25 protein-coding genes, 1 pseudogene and 1 riboswitch are annotated in these 18,407 nt (G+C 75.1%); of the genes and pseudogenes, 22 read left to right on the forward strand and 4 right to left on the reverse strand.

What is annotated here, in order from left to right:
* Positions 1-4: 4 nt before the first annotated feature.
* From FSW04_RS13605 to FSW04_RS13620, 5 genes are read left to right on the forward strand one after another with little or no spacing between them, the layout of a single operon-like run.
* Entirely contained in the window at positions 5-643 is a 639-nt protein-coding gene (locus FSW04_RS13605) for a class I SAM-dependent methyltransferase (protein ID WP_146920101.1), read from the forward strand.
* On the forward strand, positions 640-1,473 hold the full coding sequence (locus tag FSW04_RS13610; RefSeq protein WP_187368763.1) for an ABC transporter permease: 834 nt from the start codon (positions 640-642) through the stop codon (positions 1,471-1,473). The genes FSW04_RS13605 and FSW04_RS13610 overlap by 4 nt, the downstream gene beginning before the upstream one ends.
* Positions 1,473-1,712 carry a hypothetical protein gene (locus tag FSW04_RS27180; protein ID WP_228430463.1) on the forward strand — a complete coding sequence of 80 codons (240 nt, stop codon included), beginning with the start codon at positions 1,473-1,475 and terminating at the stop codon, positions 1,710-1,712. The genes FSW04_RS13610 and FSW04_RS27180 overlap by 1 nt, the downstream gene beginning before the upstream one ends.
* Complete coding sequence (locus FSW04_RS13615; RefSeq protein ID WP_228430464.1) at positions 1,622-2,101, forward strand: ABC transporter ATP-binding protein; 480 nt, start codon at positions 1,622-1,624, stop codon at positions 2,099-2,101. The genes FSW04_RS27180 and FSW04_RS13615 overlap by 91 nt, the downstream gene beginning before the upstream one ends.
* Entirely contained in the window at positions 2,098-2,691 is a 594-nt protein-coding gene (locus tag FSW04_RS13620) for a Wzt carbohydrate-binding domain-containing protein (protein WP_228430465.1), read from the forward strand. Before FSW04_RS13615 ends, FSW04_RS13620 begins: the two co-directional genes overlap by 4 nt.
* Here the strand turns inward: FSW04_RS13620 and FSW04_RS27185 are convergent.
* Entirely contained in the window at positions 2,688-3,383 is a 696-nt protein-coding gene (locus FSW04_RS27185) for a polysaccharide deacetylase family protein (RefSeq protein ID WP_146920112.1), read from the reverse strand. The genes FSW04_RS13620 and FSW04_RS27185 overlap by 4 nt on opposite strands.
* A 7-nt stretch (positions 3,384-3,390) precedes the next feature.
* Positions 3,391-3,594, reverse strand: a complete 204-nt coding sequence (locus FSW04_RS13630) for a hypothetical protein (protein WP_146920114.1) — start codon at positions 3,592-3,594, stop codon at positions 3,391-3,393.
* A gap of 123 nt (positions 3,595-3,717) precedes the next feature.
* Here FSW04_RS13630 and FSW04_RS13635 point away from each other — a divergent pair, with 123 nt between their 5' ends.
* The 3 genes from FSW04_RS13635 (at position 3,718) to FSW04_RS13645 (ending at position 6,068) form a co-directional block, all read left to right on the forward strand.
* Positions 3,718-4,341: an ATP-binding cassette domain-containing protein gene (locus FSW04_RS13635; RefSeq protein ID WP_228430466.1), complete on the forward strand. Its 624-nt coding sequence runs from the start codon at positions 3,718-3,720 to the stop codon at positions 4,339-4,341.
* A 67-nt stretch (positions 4,342-4,408) separates the two neighbouring features.
* Positions 4,409-5,122 carry an alpha/beta fold hydrolase gene (locus tag FSW04_RS13640; protein ID WP_187368764.1) on the forward strand — a complete coding sequence of 238 codons (714 nt, stop codon included), beginning with the start codon at positions 4,409-4,411 and terminating at the stop codon, positions 5,120-5,122.
* A gap of 61 nt (positions 5,123-5,183) precedes the next feature.
* The gene (locus FSW04_RS13645) at positions 5,184-6,068 is read left to right on the forward strand and encodes a cupin domain-containing protein (RefSeq protein WP_146920118.1); all 885 of its coding nucleotides are present in this window, start codon (positions 5,184-5,186) and stop codon (positions 6,066-6,068) included.
* Here FSW04_RS13645 and FSW04_RS13650 read toward each other — a convergent pair.
* On the reverse strand, positions 6,065-6,445 hold the full coding sequence (locus FSW04_RS13650; RefSeq protein ID WP_146920121.1) for a PRC-barrel domain-containing protein: 381 nt from the start codon (positions 6,443-6,445) through the stop codon (positions 6,065-6,067). The two genes, FSW04_RS13645 and FSW04_RS13650, sit on opposite strands and share 4 nt — an antisense overlap.
* A gap of 58 nt (positions 6,446-6,503) precedes the next feature.
* Between FSW04_RS13650 and FSW04_RS13655 the strand changes: the two genes are divergently transcribed.
* Positions 6,504-7,361: a phosphatase PAP2 family protein gene (locus FSW04_RS13655; RefSeq protein WP_146920123.1), complete on the forward strand. Its 858-nt coding sequence runs from the start codon at positions 6,504-6,506 to the stop codon at positions 7,359-7,361.
* A 70-nt stretch (positions 7,362-7,431) separates the two neighbouring features.
* A complete protein-coding gene (locus FSW04_RS13660) occupies positions 7,432-7,914 on the forward strand; it encodes a carboxymuconolactone decarboxylase family protein (RefSeq protein WP_146920126.1) in 483 nt (160 codons plus the stop codon).
* Positions 7,915-7,923: 9 nt separating this feature from the next.
* On the opposite strand, the gene FSW04_RS13665 is transcribed toward FSW04_RS13660, so the two are convergent.
* Entirely contained in the window at positions 7,924-8,505 is a 582-nt protein-coding gene (locus FSW04_RS13665; protein ID WP_146920128.1) for a cob(I)yrinic acid a,c-diamide adenosyltransferase, read from the reverse strand.
* A gap of 50 nt (positions 8,506-8,555) precedes the next feature.
* Positions 8,556-8,741: riboswitch (cobalamin riboswitch) on the forward strand.
* A 29-nt stretch (positions 8,742-8,770) separates the two neighbouring features.
* Between FSW04_RS13665 and FSW04_RS13670 the strand changes: the two genes are divergently transcribed.
* The 12 genes and pseudogenes from FSW04_RS13670 to FSW04_RS13725 all read left to right on the forward strand — a co-directional run bounded on the left by FSW04_RS13670 (position 8,771) and on the right by FSW04_RS13725 (position 18,342).
* Entirely contained in the window at positions 8,771-9,280 is a 510-nt protein-coding gene (locus FSW04_RS13670) for a DUF4430 domain-containing protein (RefSeq protein WP_146920130.1), read from the forward strand.
* On the forward strand, positions 9,277-9,960 hold the full coding sequence (locus tag FSW04_RS13675) for a hypothetical protein (RefSeq protein WP_146920132.1): 684 nt from the start codon (positions 9,277-9,279) through the stop codon (positions 9,958-9,960). The genes FSW04_RS13670 and FSW04_RS13675 overlap by 4 nt, the downstream gene beginning before the upstream one ends.
* Positions 9,953-10,900: a DUF4430 domain-containing protein gene (locus FSW04_RS13680; protein WP_146920134.1), complete on the forward strand. Its 948-nt coding sequence runs from the start codon at positions 9,953-9,955 to the stop codon at positions 10,898-10,900. Before FSW04_RS13675 ends, FSW04_RS13680 begins: the two co-directional genes overlap by 8 nt.
* A 50-nt stretch (positions 10,901-10,950) precedes the next feature.
* Positions 10,951-11,802, forward strand: coding sequence for an energy-coupling factor transporter transmembrane component T (locus FSW04_RS13685; RefSeq protein ID WP_146920136.1), 852 nt, complete (start codon positions 10,951-10,953; stop codon positions 11,800-11,802).
* A pseudogene (locus tag FSW04_RS28165) lies at positions 11,799-12,254 on the forward strand (ABC transporter ATP-binding protein); the annotation flags it as partial. The gene FSW04_RS13685 and the pseudogene FSW04_RS28165, both read left to right, overlap by 4 nt.
* Before the next feature lie 509 nt (positions 12,255-12,763).
* Positions 12,764-13,402 carry an energy-coupling factor ABC transporter ATP-binding protein gene (locus tag FSW04_RS26050; RefSeq protein WP_187368765.1) on the forward strand — a complete coding sequence of 213 codons (639 nt, stop codon included), beginning with the start codon at positions 12,764-12,766 and terminating at the stop codon, positions 13,400-13,402.
* Entirely contained in the window at positions 13,399-14,064 is a 666-nt protein-coding gene (locus FSW04_RS13700; protein WP_146920140.1) for an ECF transporter S component family protein, read from the forward strand. Before FSW04_RS26050 ends, FSW04_RS13700 begins: the two co-directional genes overlap by 4 nt.
* Positions 14,061-14,963, forward strand: coding sequence for a prenyltransferase/squalene oxidase repeat-containing protein (locus FSW04_RS26055; protein ID WP_187369502.1), 903 nt, complete (start codon positions 14,061-14,063; stop codon positions 14,961-14,963). The genes FSW04_RS13700 and FSW04_RS26055 overlap by 4 nt, the downstream gene beginning before the upstream one ends.
* A 79-nt stretch (positions 14,964-15,042) precedes the next feature.
* The gene (locus tag FSW04_RS13710; RefSeq protein ID WP_146920144.1) at positions 15,043-16,128 is read left to right on the forward strand and encodes a Re/Si-specific NAD(P)(+) transhydrogenase subunit alpha; all 1,086 of its coding nucleotides are present in this window, start codon (positions 15,043-15,045) and stop codon (positions 16,126-16,128) included.
* Complete coding sequence (locus FSW04_RS13715; protein WP_187368766.1) at positions 16,128-16,472, forward strand: NAD(P) transhydrogenase subunit alpha; 345 nt, start codon at positions 16,128-16,130, stop codon at positions 16,470-16,472. Before FSW04_RS13710 ends, FSW04_RS13715 begins: the two co-directional genes overlap by 1 nt.
* The gene (locus tag FSW04_RS13720; RefSeq protein ID WP_146920147.1) at positions 16,469-17,881 is read left to right on the forward strand and encodes an NAD(P)(+) transhydrogenase (Re/Si-specific) subunit beta; all 1,413 of its coding nucleotides are present in this window, start codon (positions 16,469-16,471) and stop codon (positions 17,879-17,881) included. Before FSW04_RS13715 ends, FSW04_RS13720 begins: the two co-directional genes overlap by 4 nt.
* Before the next feature lie 71 nt (positions 17,882-17,952).
* Positions 17,953-18,342 carry a hypothetical protein gene (locus FSW04_RS13725; RefSeq protein ID WP_146920149.1) on the forward strand — a complete coding sequence of 130 codons (390 nt, stop codon included), beginning with the start codon at positions 17,953-17,955 and terminating at the stop codon, positions 18,340-18,342.
* Positions 18,343-18,407 lie beyond the last annotated feature (65 nt).

Raw genomic sequence — 18,407 nt, forward strand, 5'->3', positions numbered from 1 at the left:
GCGCGTGGTCGCGGCGGCTGGGCGTGCTCCCGCACAAGCCCGAGGCCTGGACGCCGGGGGCTGGGAGGACGCCTATCGGAACGGCCGCCTCGACTACTACGACCGGCTCGACGAGCTCGCCCGCTACAGCCTGCTCGCCGGCTACGTGCGCGTCCTGGCCCCCAGTACGGGCACCTCGAGACCGCGTGTGCTCGACGTCGGGGCGGGGACGGGCATCCTGCGAGGCCACCTCGACGGGATCGGGCTCGGCGAGTACGTCGGCGTCGACCTCAGCGCCGCTGCGGTCGCCGCGGCGACGGCGAGGGGTCACGCCGGCGCTCGGTTCGTGACGGGTGACGTGGCCTCGCTGGACCTCGGGACCTTCGACGTGATCGCACTCAACGAGATGCTCTACTACGTCGCGGAGCCCGAGACGTTCCTGGCGCGCATCGAGGCGTGCCTCGCTTCGGCCGGCGTCCTGGTGGTCTCCATGTGGCGCCATCCCGGTGACCGATCGCTGTGGCGGCTCGTGGACGACCGCTTTCCCCGGATCGACCGGGTCGAGGCCCGCAACCGCGCCAATCCCGTCAACCGCCGGGGCTGGTGGGTCAGCGCACACCGACGCCGCGACGCGGCGACCCTGACCATCGACGACCCCGCGTGAGCGCCACGTCCACCGACACCTGGGTCGAGAACCGCGCGCCGACGGGCTGGCACCGCCTCGACCTGCGGGAGCTCTGGGCCTATCGCGAGCTGATCGGCTTCCTCGCGATCCGCGATCTGAAGGCGCGCTACAAGCAGGCGGCGCTGGGGATGGCCTGGGCGGTGCTGCAGCCGCTGGCCGGGGCGCTCATCTTCACGGTGGTGTTCCATCGCGTGGCGAGGTTGTCCAGCGGCGACGTCCCGTACCTGCTGTTCGCGTTTTCGGGGATCTCGCTGTGGAGCTACCTGTCCGGCGGCATGCAGGCGGCGATGGAGAGCCTGGTCGGCAACGTCGGCCTCGTGACCAAGGTGTACTTCCCGCGGATGGCGGCCCCGGTCGCGGCCGTGCTCCCGGGGCTCCTGGACCTCGCCATCGCCCTCGTCATCCTCGCGGTGCTGATGGCGGTCGAGGGCGTCAGCCCGGGTGTCGAGATCCTCACGCTGCCGCTCTGGCTCGCCGCGCTCGTGCTCCTGACACTCGGCGTGGGCCTTCTGCTGGCGACGCTCAACGTGCGCTACCGCGACGTCAAGAGCATCGCGGCGCTCGCCATCCAGCTGTGGCTGTTCGCGAGCCCCATCGCCTACGCGAGCACGCTGGTCCAGGGCCGGTGGTCGTGGCTCTACGAGCTCAACCCGATGGCCGGCATCGTCGACGGCTTCCGGTGGGCGGTGTTCGGGACCCCGCAGCCGGGCTGGGGGACGGTCCTGTGCGGGGCCGAGGTCCTGCTCATCCTGGGCGTCGGGATCGCGGCGTTCTCGCGCCAGGAGCGGCGCTTCGCCGACGTCATCTGATGGGGTCCTCGGTGGTCCAGATGGAGGGGGTCTCCAAGCGCTACGTGCTCGGGGAGGACCATCGCGGCGGCCATGACCTGCGCGACGTGATCAGCGGTGCCGCCGCCCGCCTGGCCCGGCGCACCGGACCGCGTGAGCGCCAGGAGGTGTGGTCGCTGCGCGACATCGACCTCGAGATCCCCGAGGGCGGCACGCTCGGGTCCTCGGCCGTAACGGGGCCGGCAAGAGCACGCTCCTGAAGATCCTGACGCGGATCACCGAGCCCACCCGTGGCGTGTCGCGCACCCGCGGGCGCGTGGGGGCGCTGCTCGAGGTCGGGACGGGCTTCCACCCCGAGCTGACCGGGCGCGAGAACGTCTACCTCAACGGAGCGATCCTGGGGATGCGCCGGCGCGAGATGGACCGCCGGTTCGAGGAGATCGTCGAGTTCGCGGGCGTCACGCGCTTCCTCGACACACCGATCAAGCGCTACTCCTCGGGGATGTACCTGCGCCTGGCCTTCGCGGTCGCCGCGCACCTGGAGCCCGACATCCTCGTCGTCGACGAGGTCCTGGCCGTCGGGGACGCCGAGTTCCAGCGCAAGTGCCTCGGGCGGATGGAGGTCGCCGGGGGGAGGGGCGCACGGTGATCTTCGTCAGCCACGACCTCGACGTGCTGGCGCGGATCTGCTCGCGCGCCGCGTGGCTGGACCAGGGGCGCCTCGTGCAGGTGGGGCCGACCTCCGGCGTCGTCGACGCGTACCTGACGGCCGCGGTCCAGCGCATCGGCGCACGGACCTTCGATTCGCATCCGGGGCGGCCGGTCGGGCTCATCGCCGTCGCGGCGATGACCTCGGACGGGCGGCCGGCGACGACGCTGGAGCAGGACCGACCGTTCTCGGTCGAGTTCGCGTTCGACGTCCGCGAGCCGATCCCGACCCTGAACCTCGCCGTGTCGGTGCACAACCTCCGCGGCATCAAGGTCCTCGACGAGTCCTGGTTCGACAGCGCGCCGCCCGAGCGCGGGGCGCCCGGGTCCTACGTCGCACGTATGACGTTGCCCGCGGTGCTGCCCGCGGGCTCCTACTCGCTCAGCGTCTGGATCGGCTCGGCCTACGAGACGCTGGTGTGGGAGCCCGACGCCCTCGGCATCCGGCTCGAAGGGGCCGTCGAGGCGTCGGACCGCGTCGTGCACCTGCGCCTGCCGTGGGAGGTCCGGCGCACCGACGCGCGCAGCTAGCGCAGCGTCGTGAAGCGCAGGCCCCGCGCCGCGGCCATGGCGGCGATCTCCGGCAGCGCCGCAACGGTGGCCGAGCGATCGAGCGCCTCCGGGGCCAGCGGACCCTCGATGGCGTCGTGCAGCAGCACGACGTCGCCGCCGGCCAGCCCCTCCAGGGCGCAGCGGATCGCCCCGGCCTCGACGCGGGGCTCCCAGTCGTGCGGGTCGACCGTCCAGAGGAACGGCTGCACCCGCGCGAGGCGCATGGCGATGGCCCCTCGGACGTCCACGAACCCCTTGGGGGGCCGGAACAGGGGCACGTGCCGGCCGGCGGCGACCTCCACGGCGCGATGCCCGCGGCGGTAGTCGGCGGCGAGCGCGCGCACCGGCAGCGTCCACGGGTCCGGATGGCCGTAGGAGTGCGAGCCCAGCGCGTGGCCGTCGGCCAGGATCCTGCGCACGAGGTGCGGGTTCTCCTCCGCCCGGCGGCCGACGGCGAAGAAGGTCGCGCACACGCCGAGGCGGGCGAGCTCGTCCAGGACGGCGGTCGTCCAGAGCGGGTCGGGCCCGTCGTCGAAGGTGAGCGCGACGCCGCCGCTCGGATCCGCGACGCGCCGCACCGCCGCCGAGGCGATGATGCGCGCCGAGGCCGCCCCGCGTCCTGCGCGCACCACGCGTCCGGCGATCCGTCGCGTCTCGGAGACGGCGGTCACGGTGCGGTCAGGCGGGGTGCAGGGTCCCGTCGGGGTCCACGCGCATCCGGTGGTGCTCGTCGGCGATGCACCAGACCAGCACGGCCCACTCGTCCTCGGCGCCCTCGGGGACGTCGGCGCCGGTCACGACGGAGAGCGGCACCTGGGTGCGGTGGCCGAGCGGCGCCTGGCACCCGTCGACGATGCAGATGGTCCTGGTGGTGTCGGGCATGGGGGCATCATCGCAAGCACGGGTTCGGCACCCCAACCTGACCAATCACGGCCGGCCGGCACCGGACGGTCCCGCGCCCGGTGAGGATGCGCCGGCCACGCGGCCGGCCGGTTGCGTGCGCGCGTGCGTGCGTCCGCCCCGACCCATATCCCCTGTCGGGGCGGTCGCCGTCGCGCGGCGCCGCCACCGTCCGTACTCGCCCGTGGGCTGACCGAGCGCCACGGGTCGACCGTCGCCCTGGACGACCTGGACCTCGTCAGGCGCCGCGGCGAGATCTACGGGTACCTCGGCCCCAGCGGCGCCGGCGAGACCACCACGATCCGCCTGCTGCTCCGCCTGCACCGGCCCAGCCCGGGCGACGCCGCGCTGTCCGGCCTCGACGCCTGGCACGACGCCGTCGCCGCACACGCACGGGTCGCCTACGTGCCGGGCGAGCCGTTCCTCCGGCCCGCCCTGACCAGCGCCGAGACGTTCGCCGATCTCGCGCGCCGGCACGGCGGCACCGACCGGGCCCACCGCGACGTGCTCGTCGATCGGCGCCGCCGCGACGTCGTCGGAGACGTCGGGCCGCTCATCGCCGCCCTCGCGGGCCACCCCGTGGCGGCGCTGACGAGCCGCGAGCCCTCGCTGGAGGAGATCTTCCTGCATCACCACGACCCCGCCGATGACGACGCCCGCGGCCAGGGCGGTCCTGCGCCGCGGCCGGGCGCTGCGCCGGCCGCCATCGCCGCGTCGGCGCGCGGCTGACCGGCCGCCCGCGCGACCGGCGCCTGCGCTTGACGCCGGGCGCCGGTCGTCCCTACGGTCGGCCGCCATGAAGACGGTGATCCTCGTCGCCGGTGCCTGGCACGGCGGATGGTGCTGGAAGAAGATGGTCGGCCCGCTCACCGCCGCGGGCTGCCGGGTGTACACCCCGTCGCTCACCGGCCTGGGGGACCGCCGCCACCTGCTCACCCGCGAGGTGAGCCTGCAGACCCACGTCGACGACCTGCTCGAGCTGCTCGCGTTCGAGGACGCCCGCGACGTCGTGCTCCTGGCCCACAGCTACGGCGCGGCGCCCGCGACCGTCGTCGCCGACCGCGTGCCCGAGCGCATCGCCCACCTCATCCTCCTCGACGGCACCCAGCCCGAGGACGGCCAGTGCGTCCTGGACGTCCTCGGCGAGGCCGACGGGCTGCCCGAGCTCTTCCGCGGGATCGCACGCGAGCAGGGCGACGGCTGGCGCGTCTCGCCCGCCGCGTTCACGGCCGATCTGCTCGGCGTCACCGACCCGGCCGACGCGGAGTGGCTCATGGCCCGCCTGACCGACCACCCCCTGCCGACGTTCGAGGACCGCGTCAGCCTCACGGGCGCCGCCGCCCGCATCCCGCGCAGGACCTACGTCCGCACGCAGTTCCCGCCCGTGTGGCCCGACGTCCTGCTCGAGCGCGCGCGCTCGAGCGACGGGTGGACCGGCATGACGCTGCCCACCGGCCACGACGCCATGGTCACGATGCCCGGTGAGCTCGTCGACCTCGTCCTGAGCTGATCCCGGATTGGCGCTTCCGCTATAGACGGCGTGCGGGAGCGGTGGGAGGTTCACCGCCACGATGAGCGCGATCCCGGTCAACGGCGGCAACGTGGTCCGTGCGGACGACCTCGTGCCGACCTGGAACAACCCACACGCCCGCGAGCCCGGCTACCTGCGCTCGATCATCTCCTACTACGGCGGGGTCGAGGGGTTCGTCAACGACAACCCCGAGACCGGCCTGCTCAGCGAGCGGACCGTCGCCGGGCTGATGTGGCTGCCGGTGGGCAGCCGCCAGTTCGGCGTCCATCAGCACACGATCACCGAGATCTACATCATCCTGCAGGGCCAGGTGGAGTCCATCGAGCCGGGCCGGCGCCACGTGGCCGGCCCCATGGACTGCCTCTACATGCCGCCCGGGGCGCCGCACGCGGTGCGGACCGCCGGCGACGAGGACGTCGTGCTGCTCTGGTGCCACGATGCCCAGGAGCCCCTGGGCTCCTCGACGTACTTCGACGAGGACGACCCGCGCTTCACCGCCGACAGCCCGAGCGTCGAGCTCGTGCGCTGGGAGGACCTCGAGCCGCGCTCCGACGCCCCGGGCGCGCGCGTGGGCGGGACCCTGCGCTCCGAGGTCGTCTGGGCCGGCCCGGAGACCGGCGAGCAGCCCGTCGCGCCCGGCGTCGGCGCCGTCAACGACAAGATCACCCTGGGCTGCACGATCCTGCCGCCGGGCAACGTGCACGTCGCCCACGCCCACCCGTTCGCCGAGCACTACATCGTGGCCTCCGGGCGCGCGGCGGTGGTGGGCGACGAGGCGCCGGTGACCGTCCTGGGGCCCATGGACTACGTCGGGTTCGACGCGGGCGTGCCGCACGCGCTGCGGGCCGTCGGCTACGAGCCGCTGCGGCTCATCACCTTCCAGGAGTCCGGCGCCGGCGGGTCGGCGACGTACGCGGCCGACTAGGCCGCGGCGGACTGTGGGCCGGACGCGCCGGCCGCGGCGGCGCGAACCGCCACGAACGGGCCGGCCGAGGGCAGCAGCACGCCGTAGTGCCGGCAGGCGTCGGCCATCGCCTCGCGCTCCAGGGCGGCGCCGGCGAGCGTCGCGGGGCAGCCCGTGAGGTGTCCGGCCGGATGGGGCGCGCGGGTGCCGGCGGGCGTCGGGCGGCAGCCGCGGGCGGGCACGACCGTGCGGCGCCCGTCGTCCAGGCACACCACGAGCCAGGCCGGGCGGTTCGTCCGGGCGTCGGCCAGCAGGTCCTCCACGTAGCCGACCCGCGTGCCGTCGCGGTCGCGCAGCGGCGCGTCGTGCAGGGCGGGGACGATCCCGGTCGCGCGCATCTCGCGCCGGTCTTCGCCTCAGGTTCCCTTGATCCTGCCTGGCTAGCCTGGACGGCCGATGCTGCGCCGTCCCCGACCACCGCTCCTGCTCGCCGCCGTCTGCGCCGTCGCGCTGGCGGTCTCCGGCGTGCTCGCGCGCCTGGTGCCGGTCGGCTCGGCCGGCGACCGGCAGACGCTGGACGGCTTCCGGACCCTGGACCGCCCGCGGCTGACCCCGCTGCTGGACCACATCGCCCACCTCGCCGACCCCGCGCCCTACGCGCTGGCCGGCCTCGTGCTGGCGCTGATCGCGCTCGGCCGCCGCCGGCCGCTCGTGGCCGCCACGACGCTGGTGCTCTTCTTCCTGACCGGGTTCACGACCGAGCACCTCAAGGTCCTCGTCGCCTCGCCGGGCGTGCAGGAGTGGACGGGCGACAGCTCGCTGAGCGCGGCGTCGTGGCCCAGCGGGCACTCCACGGCGGCGATGACGATCGCGCTGTGCGCGGTGATGGTCAGTCCGCAGAGGCTGCGCCCGACGGTCGCCGTCGTGGGCGGCGGCTTCGCCATCGCGGTCGGCTACGCGATCCTCGCGCTCGGCTGGCACCTGCCCTCCGATGTCTTCGGCGGCTTCCTGGTCGCCGGCACCTACGTGCTGCTGGCGCTGTCGGGCCTCGCGCTGGTCGACCGCCGCCGGCCGGGGCGCGCGGCCGCCGAGGGCCCGTCGCGCCCGGCCGACCTGCTGCCCGCCGCGGGCCTGGCCGCGGCCGCCGCGGTACTCGCCGCCGCGCTGGCCGTCACGCGTCCCCGCGAGCTGCTGGGCTACGCCGCCGGGCACACCACGTTCGTCGTGGGCGCCGCCGCGATCGCGGCGCTCGGCGCGCTGCTGGCCGCCGGGCTGGCCGCGGGCTTCCGCGGCGGACGCTCGTCGGCGGTCTGACCCGCCGGTCCCCTCACGCGGCCCGCGACCGGTCCTGCCCACGGGCCCGGTCGCGTCCTAGGGTGACCGCATGACCCTCTCGCTGAACGACGCGGCCCCGCGGGCGGTCGCCCATCCGCCCGCCGCCTACCAGCGCATGCTCGCGGTGCAGGGCGCCGTCGACCGCGCCGGCCTCGACGGCCGCCTCCCGCACCTGATCAAGATCCGGGCCAGCCAGATCAACGCCTGCGGCTTCTGCCTGGACATGCACGTCGGCCATGCGCTGGACGACGGCGTCGACGAGCGCGTGCTGCACCTGCTGCCCGCGTGGCGCGAGGTCGCCGCGTTCGACGACCGCGAGCGCGCGGCGCTCGCGCTGACCGAGGCGGTGACGCTCGTGCACCGCGACCAGGTGCCGCGGGAGGTGTGGGACGCCGCCGCCGCGGTGCTGTCCGAGGACGAGCTCGGGGCCGTGCTGTGGCAGATCATCGCCATCAACGCGTGGAATCGCCTGTCGATCGCGCTGCGCACGCAGCCCGCGAGCCTGGCCGCCGCGGCGGAGGCCGCCGCCTGAGCCCGCGGCTCAGGAGTCCTGCGCGCCCGGCGGCGGAGGCTGGTGGGACGCTCCGGGCTCCCAGAGCGGCTCGTCGCCGCCGTTGGCTCCGCGGCTGAGGATGAACAGCAGGTCCGACAGGCGGTTGAGGTAGCGCACGACCTCGGGGTTGCCGTCGTCGACGCCGAGCGCGCGGCGCTCGGCGCGCCGGCAGACCGTGCGGGCCACGTGCAGATGCGCGGCCGCCGGCGTGCCGCCCGGCAGCACGAAGGACTTCAGCGGGGCCAGCCCCGCGTTGACCTCGTCGCAGGCCTGCTCGAGCCACGTCGTGTAGCCCGCGTGGACCCGCAGCCGGTCGCGGTCGCCCCCGTGGGGGACGGCCAGGTCGGCGCCGACGTCGAAGAGGTCGTTCTGCACCCGCCGCAGCCACGCGGCGTAGGCCTCGGGGAGGCCGGCCACCGTCAACGTGACGCCGAGCTGGGCGTTGAGCTCGTCGACCGCGCCGTAGGCCTCGATGCGCGGGTGCGTCTTGGGCACCCGGCTCATATCGCCCAGGTGCGTCTCGCCGCCGTCGCCCAACTTGGTGTAGATCCGCGTGAGGTTGACCGTCATCGCCACGGAGGCTACCTGCGCGGTGCACCGACCGCGGAGTAGGATGGGCGCGTACACACAAGGGTCGGTGGTGAAGGGAAGCCGGTGCGAGACCGGCGCGGACCCGCCACTGTGACCGGGCGAGAGCCTTGCCGCACGTGCCGAGAGGCACAGCCACTGGAGGCGCGACGCGCCCTCGGGAAGGCGCGGGGAGGAGGCCCGGGAGCCAGGAAACCTGCCCCGGCCTCAGCAGACGACCAACAGCCCTCGCGGAGAGGGGCTTGCCATGATGCCCAAGATCCTCGGCCCCCTTGTGGTGGGCCTCACGCTCGCCGCGGCGAGCCCGGCGCTCGCCGCCACCGTCACCGTCCGCGTCGAAGGCCAGAGCCAGGTGGTGGCGCCGACGGCGGTCACCACCCCAGCCACGGTCGTCAAGGACGGCACCCACGCCTGCGACGGCGCGACCGCCCTCGGCGCCCTGGAGGCCGGCACGGCCGGCGCCTGGACCGGCGCCTGGTCCTCCTTCGGAGGCGTCGGGACCTACACGCCCGAGGCGATCCTGGGCGAGAGCCACCCCTTCGGCTCCGGCGGCTACTGGGCCGTCTACGTCAACGGCCTGTTCCAGAACGTCGGCGCCTGCCAGATCCCCGTCCACGACGGCGACAGGGTCCTGTGGTACGCCTCCGACGACACGTTCACGCCCGGGTCGGGCGGCTACGACGAGCCCGTCGTGCTCAGCGCGCCGGCCATCGCCCCCCCGGCACGCCGTTCACGGTCACCGTCAGGGACGCCGTGACGACGTTCGACCCGTCGACGTTCGAGGGCACGACGCACTTCGAGCCCGCCGCGGGGGCGACCGTCACCGCCGGCACGGCGAGCGCCACCACCGGCGCCGACGGGACCGCGTCGCTGACGCTGCCCGCCGGCGGGCCGGTCGCGATCGTCGCGACCCAGGGCAACCGCGTCCCGGACCGCAGCACGGTGTGCGTGACCGACGGCGGCGACGGGTTCTGCGGCAGCGCCGTGGCACCGCCGGCGCCGCCGAGCGCCGCGTGCGTGAGCACGGGCCTGGACGGGTTCTGCGGCTCGCCCGACAGGCGCGCCGCGTACGGGTTCATCACGAGCGTGGCCAACGGCCGCCGGTTCGCCGCCGGCCGGGGCCCGCGCGAGCTCAGCGGTCGCGTCGACGAGGAGCCCTCGGGCATCGCCGACATCCGCCTGCGCCTCTCGCGCAGCGGCGCGGGCGCCTGCGCCGGCTACGACGCCAGGCGGGAGCGCTTCGTGGCGACGAAGCGCTGCTCGGTGACCAAGGCCGCGTGGTTCTCGGCCGGCAGCCTGTCGCCGTGGCGCTACCTGCTGCCCGCCCGCCTGGGCAAGGGCCGCTACGTCCTGGACGTCCAGGTCGTCGACAAGGCCGGCAACCGCGACAGCGCGCTGGCCCGCGGCCGCAACCGGGTGGTCTTCACCGTTGCCTAGCCCTCGCGCCCGGCGCCGCCTGGCCGTCGCCCTGTCCGTCGCGCTCTGCGCGGCGGTCGCCGGCGGCTGCGGGCTGGGCGCGGGCGCGGCACCGAGCGAGACCCAGCTGTTGGTCAGCCAGGACTTCGGCGCCCGTCCGCTGGCGCTGGCCGACCAGCCCAAGACCGGCGGGTCGGACACCGTGATGCGCCTGCTGCAGCGCAACGTCAAGACCGTGACCCTGCGCTTCGGCGGCAAGTTCGTGCAGTCGATCGACGGCGTGGCGGGCGGGACCCGGGCGGGCCGGCCGGTCGACTGGTTCTTCTACGTCAACGGCCTGGAGGCCGACACGGGCGCGACGTCGGTGCGCGTCCACGCCGGCGACCGCGTGTGGTGGGACTTCCACGACTGGGGCGTCACCGACCACGTGCCCGCTGTCGTCGGCCAGTTCCCTGAGCCGTTCCTGCACGGGGTGGACGGCCGCCGGCTGCCGACGCGCGTGGAGTGCGTCGACCAGAAGGACCCCGCCTGCCAGTCCGTGCAGGACCGCCTGGTCGGGTTCGGCCTGCCGGCCTCCAAGGGCGGGATCGCCAACAGCTTCGTCGCCGACACGCTGCGCATCCTCGTCGGGCCCTGGCGGGTGCTGCGCGAGGACACGACCGCGCGCCTCATCGAGCGCGGGCCGGGGCGAAGCGGCGTCTACGCGCGCCCGTCCGCCGACGGGCGCTCGATCGCCGTGCTCGACGCGGCGGGCCGCACGACCCGGACGCTGGGCCCGGGCACCGGCCTCATCGCAGCCACCTCGGCCGCCGACAACTCCGACCCCGTCTGGGTCGTGACCGGCACCGACGCCCGCGGCGTGCAGGCCGCGGCGGCCGCGCTGGACGAGGGCGCCCTGAGCGGGCGCTTCGCCGTCGCGGTCGTGGGTGGCAGGCCGGTCGCGCTGCCCGACCGAGGGTGAGCGGGCGGTGAGCGGCACATGATCTACCAGCGGCGGGCCAGCCCCTGCACGTGGCGCGCGCCGTCGCCGGCGCGGCGTGGTGCTGCGCGCTGGCCGCCGCCGCCCTGGCCGCCCAGCACCCCGTCGTGCTCGGGACCCTCGCGCTCGTCATCCTGGCCGCGGCCGCCGCCGCGGGCGTGCTGCGCGAGGTCGGGCGCACCGCGCTGTGGATGGCGCCGTGGGCGGTGGTCATCGCGTTGATCAACATGCTCGTGGTCCGCGACGGCCTGACCGTGATCGCGCGCCTCGGCGAGGTGCCCCCGTTCGGCCAGATCGACCTCACGCTGGAGGCGCTGGTCTACGGCCTGCTGTTCGGCCTGCGGCTGCTCGTGGTCTCGTTGGCCTTCGCGCTGTTCACCGTCGCCGTCGACCCCGACGACCTGCTGCGCGTCCTGCGCCGCGTCTCGGTCCGCTCGGCGCTGGCCGCCACGCTGGCGACGCGGCTGGTGCCCGTGCTGGCCGCCGACGCGCGGCGGATCGACGAGGCGCGCCGCTGCCGGCCCGACGGCGGCGGCCGCGGGCCCGCGGCGCGCGTCGCGGTCCTGCGCGCCGTGGCCGGCGGGGCGCTGGACCGTGCGCTCGACGTCGCCGCCACGCTCGAGGTCCGCGGGTACGGCAGCGCGCGGCGCGGCTCGTGGCGTGCGCTGCGCTCCGGGCGGCCGTGGTCGCGCCACGACCTCGGCTTCACCGCCTCGGCGCTGGCGCTGGCCGCGGTGACGGTCGCCGACCGCCTCGGCGGCCTGGCGGCCTACGACCCGTACCCGACGCTGCACGGCGCGCCCGCCGGGCAGGTGCTCGCGGTCGCCGCCGGGATCGCGCTGGTCGCGCTCGCGCCGCTGGCCGCGCGGAGGGGCATCCGATGACGCTGCTGGAGCTCGAGGGCGTCACCTACACCTACGCGGGTGGCCGCTCTCCGGCCCTGCGCGACGTCTCGCTGACCGTCGAGGAGGGCGAGTTCGTCGTGCTGGCGGGCCGCTCGGCCGGCGGCAAGTCCACGCTGCTGCGCGCCGCGGCCGGCCTCGTGCCCCACTTCCACGGCGGGACGTTCGCCGGCCGCGTGACGCTCGCCGGGATGGACACGCGCGACCACGGGCCCGCCGAGCTCTCGGTGGTCGCGGGCTCGCTGTTCCAGGACCCCGAGTCCCAGGTCGTGCTGACCACGGTGCGCGCCGAGCTCGCCTTCCCGCTGGAGAACCGCGGGCACGCCCCGGCCGCGGTGGCGCGCGGCGTCGAGGAGGCGGCGCTGGCCCTGGGGATCGGGCACCTGCTCGACCGCCCGACGGGACAGCTGTCCGGCGGCGAGCTGCAGCGCGTCGCACTCGGCGCCGCGCTGGCCGGCCGCCCGCGCCTCGTGCTCCTCGACGAGCCCACGTCGCAGCTGGACCCTGTGGCGGGCGACGAGCTCATCTGGCTCCTGCGTCGCCTCAACGAGGAGTGGGGCACGACGATCCTGCTCGCCGAGCACCGGCTCGAGCGCTGCCTGGCGGCTGCCGACCGCGTCATCGCCATGGCCGAGGGCGCCGTGGCCTGCGACGCGCCGCCGCGCGCGTTCCTGTCCTGGGCCGGCGCCGCCCAGCCCGAGCTGCAGACCCCCGTGGCGCGCATGTTCGCGTCCGCGGGCATCACGCCGCCGCCCACGGGCGTCAAGGAGGCCCGCGCCGCGCTGCGCGCCCGCGACGCGCTGCCCGGCGCCGCGGCCCCGGGGAGGAGGGCGCCGACGGCGCCGCGCCCCGCCGGCCCGGGCGCCGTGAGCGCCGCGCCGCCGCGCTGGCCTTCGACGGCGTCTGGCACGAGCACCGGGGCGGCGCCGCCGTCCTGCGCGGCGTGGACCTCGCGGTGGCCCGGGGCGAGCGCGTGGCGCTCATGGGCCGCAACGGCGCGGGCAAGTCGACGCTGCTGCGCCACGGCGCCGGGCTCATGGCGCCGACGCGCGGCCGCGTGCACCGCGCCGGCCGCGTCGCCCTCCTGCTCCAGGACCCCAACGACTACCTCCTGCATGAGTGCGTCGCCGACGAGGCCTCGCCGGCGGCCCTGGCGGCCGTCGGCCTCGAGCACCTCGGCGACCGCCACCCTCACGACCTCTCCGGCGGCCAGCGCCAGCGCCTCGCGCTGGCCATCGTGCTCGACAGCGACCGGCCCGCCGCGGTCGTCGCCCTCGACGAGCCGACGCGCGGGATGGACCGCACGGCCAAGGCCCAGCTGGCCGAGCGCCTGCACGGTCTGGCCGGGATGGGCGCCGCGATCGTCGTCGCGACCCACGACCCCGAGTTCGCCGCCGAGGTCGCCGACCGCGTCGTGCTCATGGCCGAGGGCCGCGTCATCGCCGACGGCCCCGCGGCCACCGTGCTGGCCGGCGGCTGGTACTTCGCGACCGAGACCGCGCGCGTCACCGACGGCCGGGCGCTGCTGCCCGCCGACGGGGCGGCCGTCCTGGCCCGCGGCGCCGGGGTGGTCGCGCCATGACGTGGCAGGTGAGCACGCTGGCGCTGCTGGCCGTCGTGCTGACCGCCGGCTTCGCCTGGTACGAGCGCACGCACCCGTCGTCGAAGGTCCTCGCGCTCGTGGCGACGCTCGCCGCGCTGGCCGCCCTGGGACGCGTGGCGTTCGCGCCGCTGCCCAACGTCAAGCCGACGACCGACCTCGTCTTCCTCAGCGGCTACGTGCTCGGCGGCGCGCCGGGCTTCGCCGTCGGCGCCGTCGCGGGCGTGGCCTCCAACCTCGTCTTCGGCCAAGGCCCCTGGACGCCGTGGCAGATGACGGGCTGGGGCCTGATCGGCATGGCGGGCGCCGGTTGGGCGCTGCTCACGCGCCGGCGCCTGCCACGCATCCCGACCGCCGGCGTGCTCGTCCTGTGCGGCCTCGGCTTCGGGCTGCTGACCAACCTCTCGACGCTGACCGCGGCCGGTCGCACGCCGTCGTGGTCGCAGTGGGCGGCCACGGAGGTCTCCGGCCTGCCCTTCGACATCGCCCACGCCGTCGGCAACGTGGTGTTCTTCGTGGCCTTCGGGCCCGCGTTCGTCCGCGTGCTGCAGCGCTACCGCGTCCGCCTGCAGGTCTCCTGGACCGCCGAGGACGCCCCGCGCGCCCTGCCCGCCCCGCTCCCCGACCCCGGACCCCACCGATGACCCTCACGCACCGCCTCCGCCTCCTCGTCCTGCCGACCCTGGCCGCCCTGGCCGCGGCCGTCCCGGCCGCCTCGGCCTCCGACGCCGGGGCCGCCCGCACCGGGGCGGCGTGGCTCGCCGCCGCGGTCCCGGCCGGCGCCGACGGCCAGTCGGCCGACGCGATCGTCGCGCTGCGCGCGGCCGGGCGGCTGCCGGCCGCCGAGGCCGCACGCCGTGCCCGGACCCTGCGCGGAGGCGCCGCGCGCTACGCCCTGACCGCCGGCGCGACCGGCAAGGTCATCCTCGGCCTCGTGGCCGCGCGCTCGGGCAGCGCGCGCTGCGGCACGGGCGTCGACCTGCTGCGGCGCCTGCAGGGCTACGGCCGGGCCGGCCGCTACGGGGCCACGATCTTCGACCAGACGCTCGGCATGCTGGCGATCCGCGCGCTGCACGCCGGGCCGTCGGCCTCCACGGTGCGGGTGCTCCTGGGCGCTCGCGGCGGCGGAGGCTGGAACTTCAACCTCACGCGCTCGGGCGGCCGGCCCGACGACGTCACGAGCACCGCGATGGCGATCCTCGCCGCGCGCGGCGCCGGGGTGTCGCGCACGAACGGGACCCTGCGGGCGGGCCTGCGCTGGATGCTGGCCCAGCGGACGCCCGCGGGCGGCTTCGCGCTCGGGCGCCGCGACCGCAACGAGGCCAACTCGACGGCCCTGGCCATCGAGGCCGAGCGTGCGATGGGCCGCCGCGACCCCCGCGCCGCCTCGGCGCTCCGGGGCCTGCAGCGCTCGGGCGGGGCGTTCCAGTTCACGAGCAGCGACGCCGGCAGCCGCGTGCTGGCCTCGGTCGACGCGGTCGTCGCGCTGAGCGGCCACGTGCCACCCGTCACCGTGCTGGGCCGGACCCCGTCGTCCTGCTGAGCCCCGGGCCGGCCGCGCGCCGCGGGACTGTCGCTTCCGATCGTTGCCGGGCGCGCTCCGATAGATTCCCGGCCCGCTCATGAGGATCGGTGTCCCGAGGGAATCAGCGGAGGGCGAGCGGCGGGTGGCGCTCGTGCCCGAGGTCGTCAAGAAGCTCGTGGCCAAGGGCCACGAGGTGCTGGTGGAGGCCGGCGCGGGGGAGGGGGCCCTGGTCCCCGACGCGTTGTACGCCGAGGCCGGCGCGCAGATCGGCGACCCGTGGGGTGCGGAGGTGGTCGTCAAGGTCGCGCCGCCGTCGGCCGCCGAGCTGGGGCGCCTGTCGCGCGGGCAGACGCTGATCGGCTTCTTGAACCCGCGGGGCAACCCGGAGGGCCTTGCGGCGGTGGCCGGCGCGGGGGTCACGGCGTTTGCGATGGAGGCGATCCCGCGGATCTCGCGGGCGCAGTCGATGGACGCGCTGAGCTCGCAGTCCAACGTGTCGGGCTACAAGTCCGCGCTGCTGGGCGCCGAGCACGCCACGCGCTTCTACCCCATGTTGATGACCGCGGCGGGCACGATCCCGCCGGCCAAGGTGCTCGTGCTCGGCATCGGGGTGGCGGGGCTGCAGGCGCTGGCCACCGCGCGCCGGCTGGGGGCGCAGACCACGGGCTATGACGTGCGTCCCGAGACGGCCGAGCAGGTCGAGTCGCTGGGCGCGAAGTGGCTGGACCTGGGCCTCGAGGCCGCCGGTGAGGGCGGCTACGCGCGCGAGCTGACCGATGAGGAGAAGGCCGCCCAGCAGCAGGCGCTGACCGATGCGACCAAGGGCTTTGACGTGGTGATCACCACGGCGCTGGTGCCGGGCCGCCCGGCCCCGCGGCTGGTGACCGCCGAGGCCGTGGAGGGCATGAAGCCCGGCAGCGTGATCGTCGACCTGGCCGGCGAGACCGGGGGCAACTGCGAGTTGACCGAGCCCGGCCAGACCGTGGTCCGCCACCACGTGACGATCGTCTCGCCGCTGAACCTGCCGGCCACGATGCCCGAGCACGCCAGCGCGCTGTACGCGCGCAACCTGCAGGCCCTGATCGAGCTGCTGGCCGACGAGCAGACCGGCGCGCTGGCCCCCGACTTCGATGACGAGATCGTCACGGGCGCCTGCGTCGTCCGCGACGGGGAGGTGCGCTGATGAGCTCGCAGCTGGTGACGAACCTGTCGATCCTGGTGCTGGCCGGGTTCGTCGGCTACGCCGTGATCTCCAAGGTGCCCAACACGCTGCACACGCCGTTGATGTCGGGCACCAACGCGATCCACGGGATCGTCGTGCTGGGCGGCATCATCATCCTGGTGCAGGGTGCCGCGCCCGGGTTCCTGAACAAACTGCTGCTGGTCATCGCGGTGGTGTTCGGCACGATCAACGTCGTCGGCGGCTTCCTGGTCACCGACCGCATGCTCGAGATGTTCAAGGGTGGGCGGGGACGGGGTCAGGCCGACGTCGAGGCCGGGCCCTCCGAGGACGGCCCGAAGGCATGATCGTCGCCAGCTTCGTGACCGACTCGAACTTCCGGGCGGTCCTGTACATCGTCAGCTTCGGCCTGTTCATCTACGGGTTGTCGGGGCTGACGGGTCCCAAGACGGCGGTGCGGGGCAACCGGATCGCCTCGGTGGGCATGGCGGTGGCGATCGTGGCCACGCTGCTGGTCCCGCACCTGTCCAACGTGGTGTTGATCATCGTCGGGGTGGCGATCGGCACCGCGGTCGGCGTGCCCGCGGCGCGCCAGGTCAAGATGACCCAGATGCCGCAGATGGTCGCGCTGTTCAACGGCGTGGGCGGTGGGGCCGTGGCGCTGATCGCCTGGGTGGAGTTCCGCGACTCAGGCGGCTTTGCCGACGTGCCCACCTACGTGGCGATCTTCTCGTGCTTTGCCGCCATCGTGGGATCCGTGTCGTTCTGGGGATCCAACGTGGCGTTCGCCAAGCTGCAGGAGCTCATCACGGGCAAGCCGATCAGCCCGTTCGGGCCCGCCCAGGCGCTGGTCAACGGGCTGCTGCTGGCCGTCGCGGTGGCCTGCGGGGCGGCGATCGTGGCCGGCAGTCATCACGAGATCCTGATCATCGGCCTGCTGGTCGCCGCGGCGCTGGTGGGCAACCTGCTCGTGCTGCCCATCGGCGGCGCCGACATGCCCGTGGTGATCTCCACCCTGAACGCGTTCACCGGCCTGAGCGCCGCGGCCACCGGCGTGGCCTTGAACAACACCGCGCTGATCGTCGCCGGCATGATCGTCGGCGCGTCGGGCACCCTGCTGACCCAGCAGATGGCCGTGGCCATGAACCGCACGATCCCCTCCGTCCTGCTCGGCGGCTTCGGCGGCGAGGTGACCGCCGCGGCCGGCGCGCACGCCGCCGGCGGGACCGTGCGCGCCACCAGCGCGGCCGACGTGGCCATCCAGATGGCCTACGCCCGCCTGGTCGTCGTCGTGCCCGGCTACGGCATGGCCGTCTCCCAGGCCCAGCACGCCGTCAGGGAGATGGCCAAGCTGCTGGAGGCCAAGGGCGTCGAGGTCAAGTACGCCATCCACCCCGTCGCCGGGCGCATGCCCGGCCACATGAACGTCCTGTTGGCCGAGGCCGACGTCCCCTACGAGCAGCTGCGCGAGATGGACGACATCAACGGCGAGTTCAGCCGCACCGACGTCGCCGTGGTCATCGGCGCCAACGACGTCACCAACCCCGACGCCCGGACCAAGCCCGACAGCCCCATCTACGGCATGCCGATCCTCAACGTCGACGAGGCCCACAGCATCATCGTCCTCAAGCGCTCCATGAGCTCCGGGTACGCCGGCATCGACAACCCCCTCTTCGTCAACCCCAAGACCAGCATGCTCTTCGGCGACGCCAAGCAGTCGGTCTCCGACATCACCGAAGAGCTCAAGGCCCTCTGAGCCGGCCCAGGACCCGCGGCGATGGCCCGTCCACCCTTTCCGTGGCACGCGCGTCGGGGTAGCCTTTCCGTGTGAGCGCTGTGCCGCTCGGACTGAAGGCGGTGGTGGCCGTCGTGATCGTGCTCTCCGTCGCACGGGCGTTCCTCGGCGTCCCCGCCCGCCGGGGGCACGAGCGGCTGGCCCGCACGCTCGTGGGCGTGTCCATCTGCCTCTACATCCTCTCGGGCGAGGCGCTGCTGGAGGGCCAGGACGGGATGGCCGGGGCCTTCGTGGTCTGCGGCGTCGAGGCGCTGTGCCTGGCCGCCTGGGTCTCGCGCCGCCGCGACGACGACGACGGCTGGGACGACGACGGCGGCGGCGGTGGGGGCGACGGCCCCGACTCCGGGCCCCCGACGCCCATCGACTGGGACGCGTTCGATCACGCCCGGGCGGCCTGGCGGCCGCGCGAGCCCGTCGCCTAGCCCCGGCCGGCGGCCCCTCGGCCGTCCGTCCACCGGCGGACTCACCAGTCGCACCGGCGCGTCCG

It is taken from the genome of Baekduia soli, assembly GCF_007970665.1.
In the GTDB taxonomy this organism is placed as follows: Bacteria; Actinomycetota; Thermoleophilia; order Solirubrobacterales; family Solirubrobacteraceae; genus Baekduia; species Baekduia soli.

Excerpts from the sequence above, each read along its gene's own strand:
- FSW04_RS13650 (WP_146920121.1), bottom strand. The coding sequence starts at position 6,445 with ATGCGCGCGACCGGGATCGTCCCCGCCCTGCACGACGCGCCGCTGCGC.
- FSW04_RS13700 (WP_146920140.1), top strand. The coding sequence starts at position 13,399 with ATGACGTGGCAGGTGAGCACGCTGGCGCTGCTGGCCGTCGTGCTGACC.
- FSW04_RS26055 (WP_187369502.1), top strand. The coding sequence starts at position 14,061 with ATGACCCTCACGCACCGCCTCCGCCTCCTCGTCCTGCCGACCCTGGCC.
- FSW04_RS13670 (WP_146920130.1), top strand. The coding sequence starts at position 8,771 with ATGATGCCCAAGATCCTCGGCCCCCTTGTGGTGGGCCTCACGCTCGCC.
- FSW04_RS13630 (WP_146920114.1), bottom strand. The coding sequence starts at position 3,594 with ATGCCCGACACCACCAGGACCATCTGCATCGTCGACGGGTGCCAGGCG.
- FSW04_RS13665 (WP_146920128.1), bottom strand. The coding sequence starts at position 8,505 with ATGACGGTCAACCTCACGCGGATCTACACCAAGTTGGGCGACGGCGGC.
- FSW04_RS13710 (WP_146920144.1), top strand. The coding sequence starts at position 15,043 with ATGAGGATCGGTGTCCCGAGGGAATCAGCGGAGGGCGAGCGGCGGGTG.
- FSW04_RS13640 (WP_187368764.1), top strand. The coding sequence starts at position 4,409 with ATGAAGACGGTGATCCTCGTCGCCGGTGCCTGGCACGGCGGATGGTGC.
- FSW04_RS27180 (WP_228430463.1), top strand. The coding sequence starts at position 1,473 with ATGGGGTCCTCGGTGGTCCAGATGGAGGGGGTCTCCAAGCGCTACGTG.
- FSW04_RS13720 (WP_146920147.1), top strand. The coding sequence starts at position 16,469 with ATGATCGTCGCCAGCTTCGTGACCGACTCGAACTTCCGGGCGGTCCTG.
- FSW04_RS13645 (WP_146920118.1), top strand. The coding sequence starts at position 5,184 with ATGAGCGCGATCCCGGTCAACGGCGGCAACGTGGTCCGTGCGGACGAC.
- FSW04_RS13660 (WP_146920126.1), top strand. The coding sequence starts at position 7,432 with ATGACCCTCTCGCTGAACGACGCGGCCCCGCGGGCGGTCGCCCATCCG.
- FSW04_RS13655 (WP_146920123.1), top strand. The coding sequence starts at position 6,504 with ATGCTGCGCCGTCCCCGACCACCGCTCCTGCTCGCCGCCGTCTGCGCC.
- FSW04_RS13715 (WP_187368766.1), top strand. The coding sequence starts at position 16,128 with ATGAGCTCGCAGCTGGTGACGAACCTGTCGATCCTGGTGCTGGCCGGG.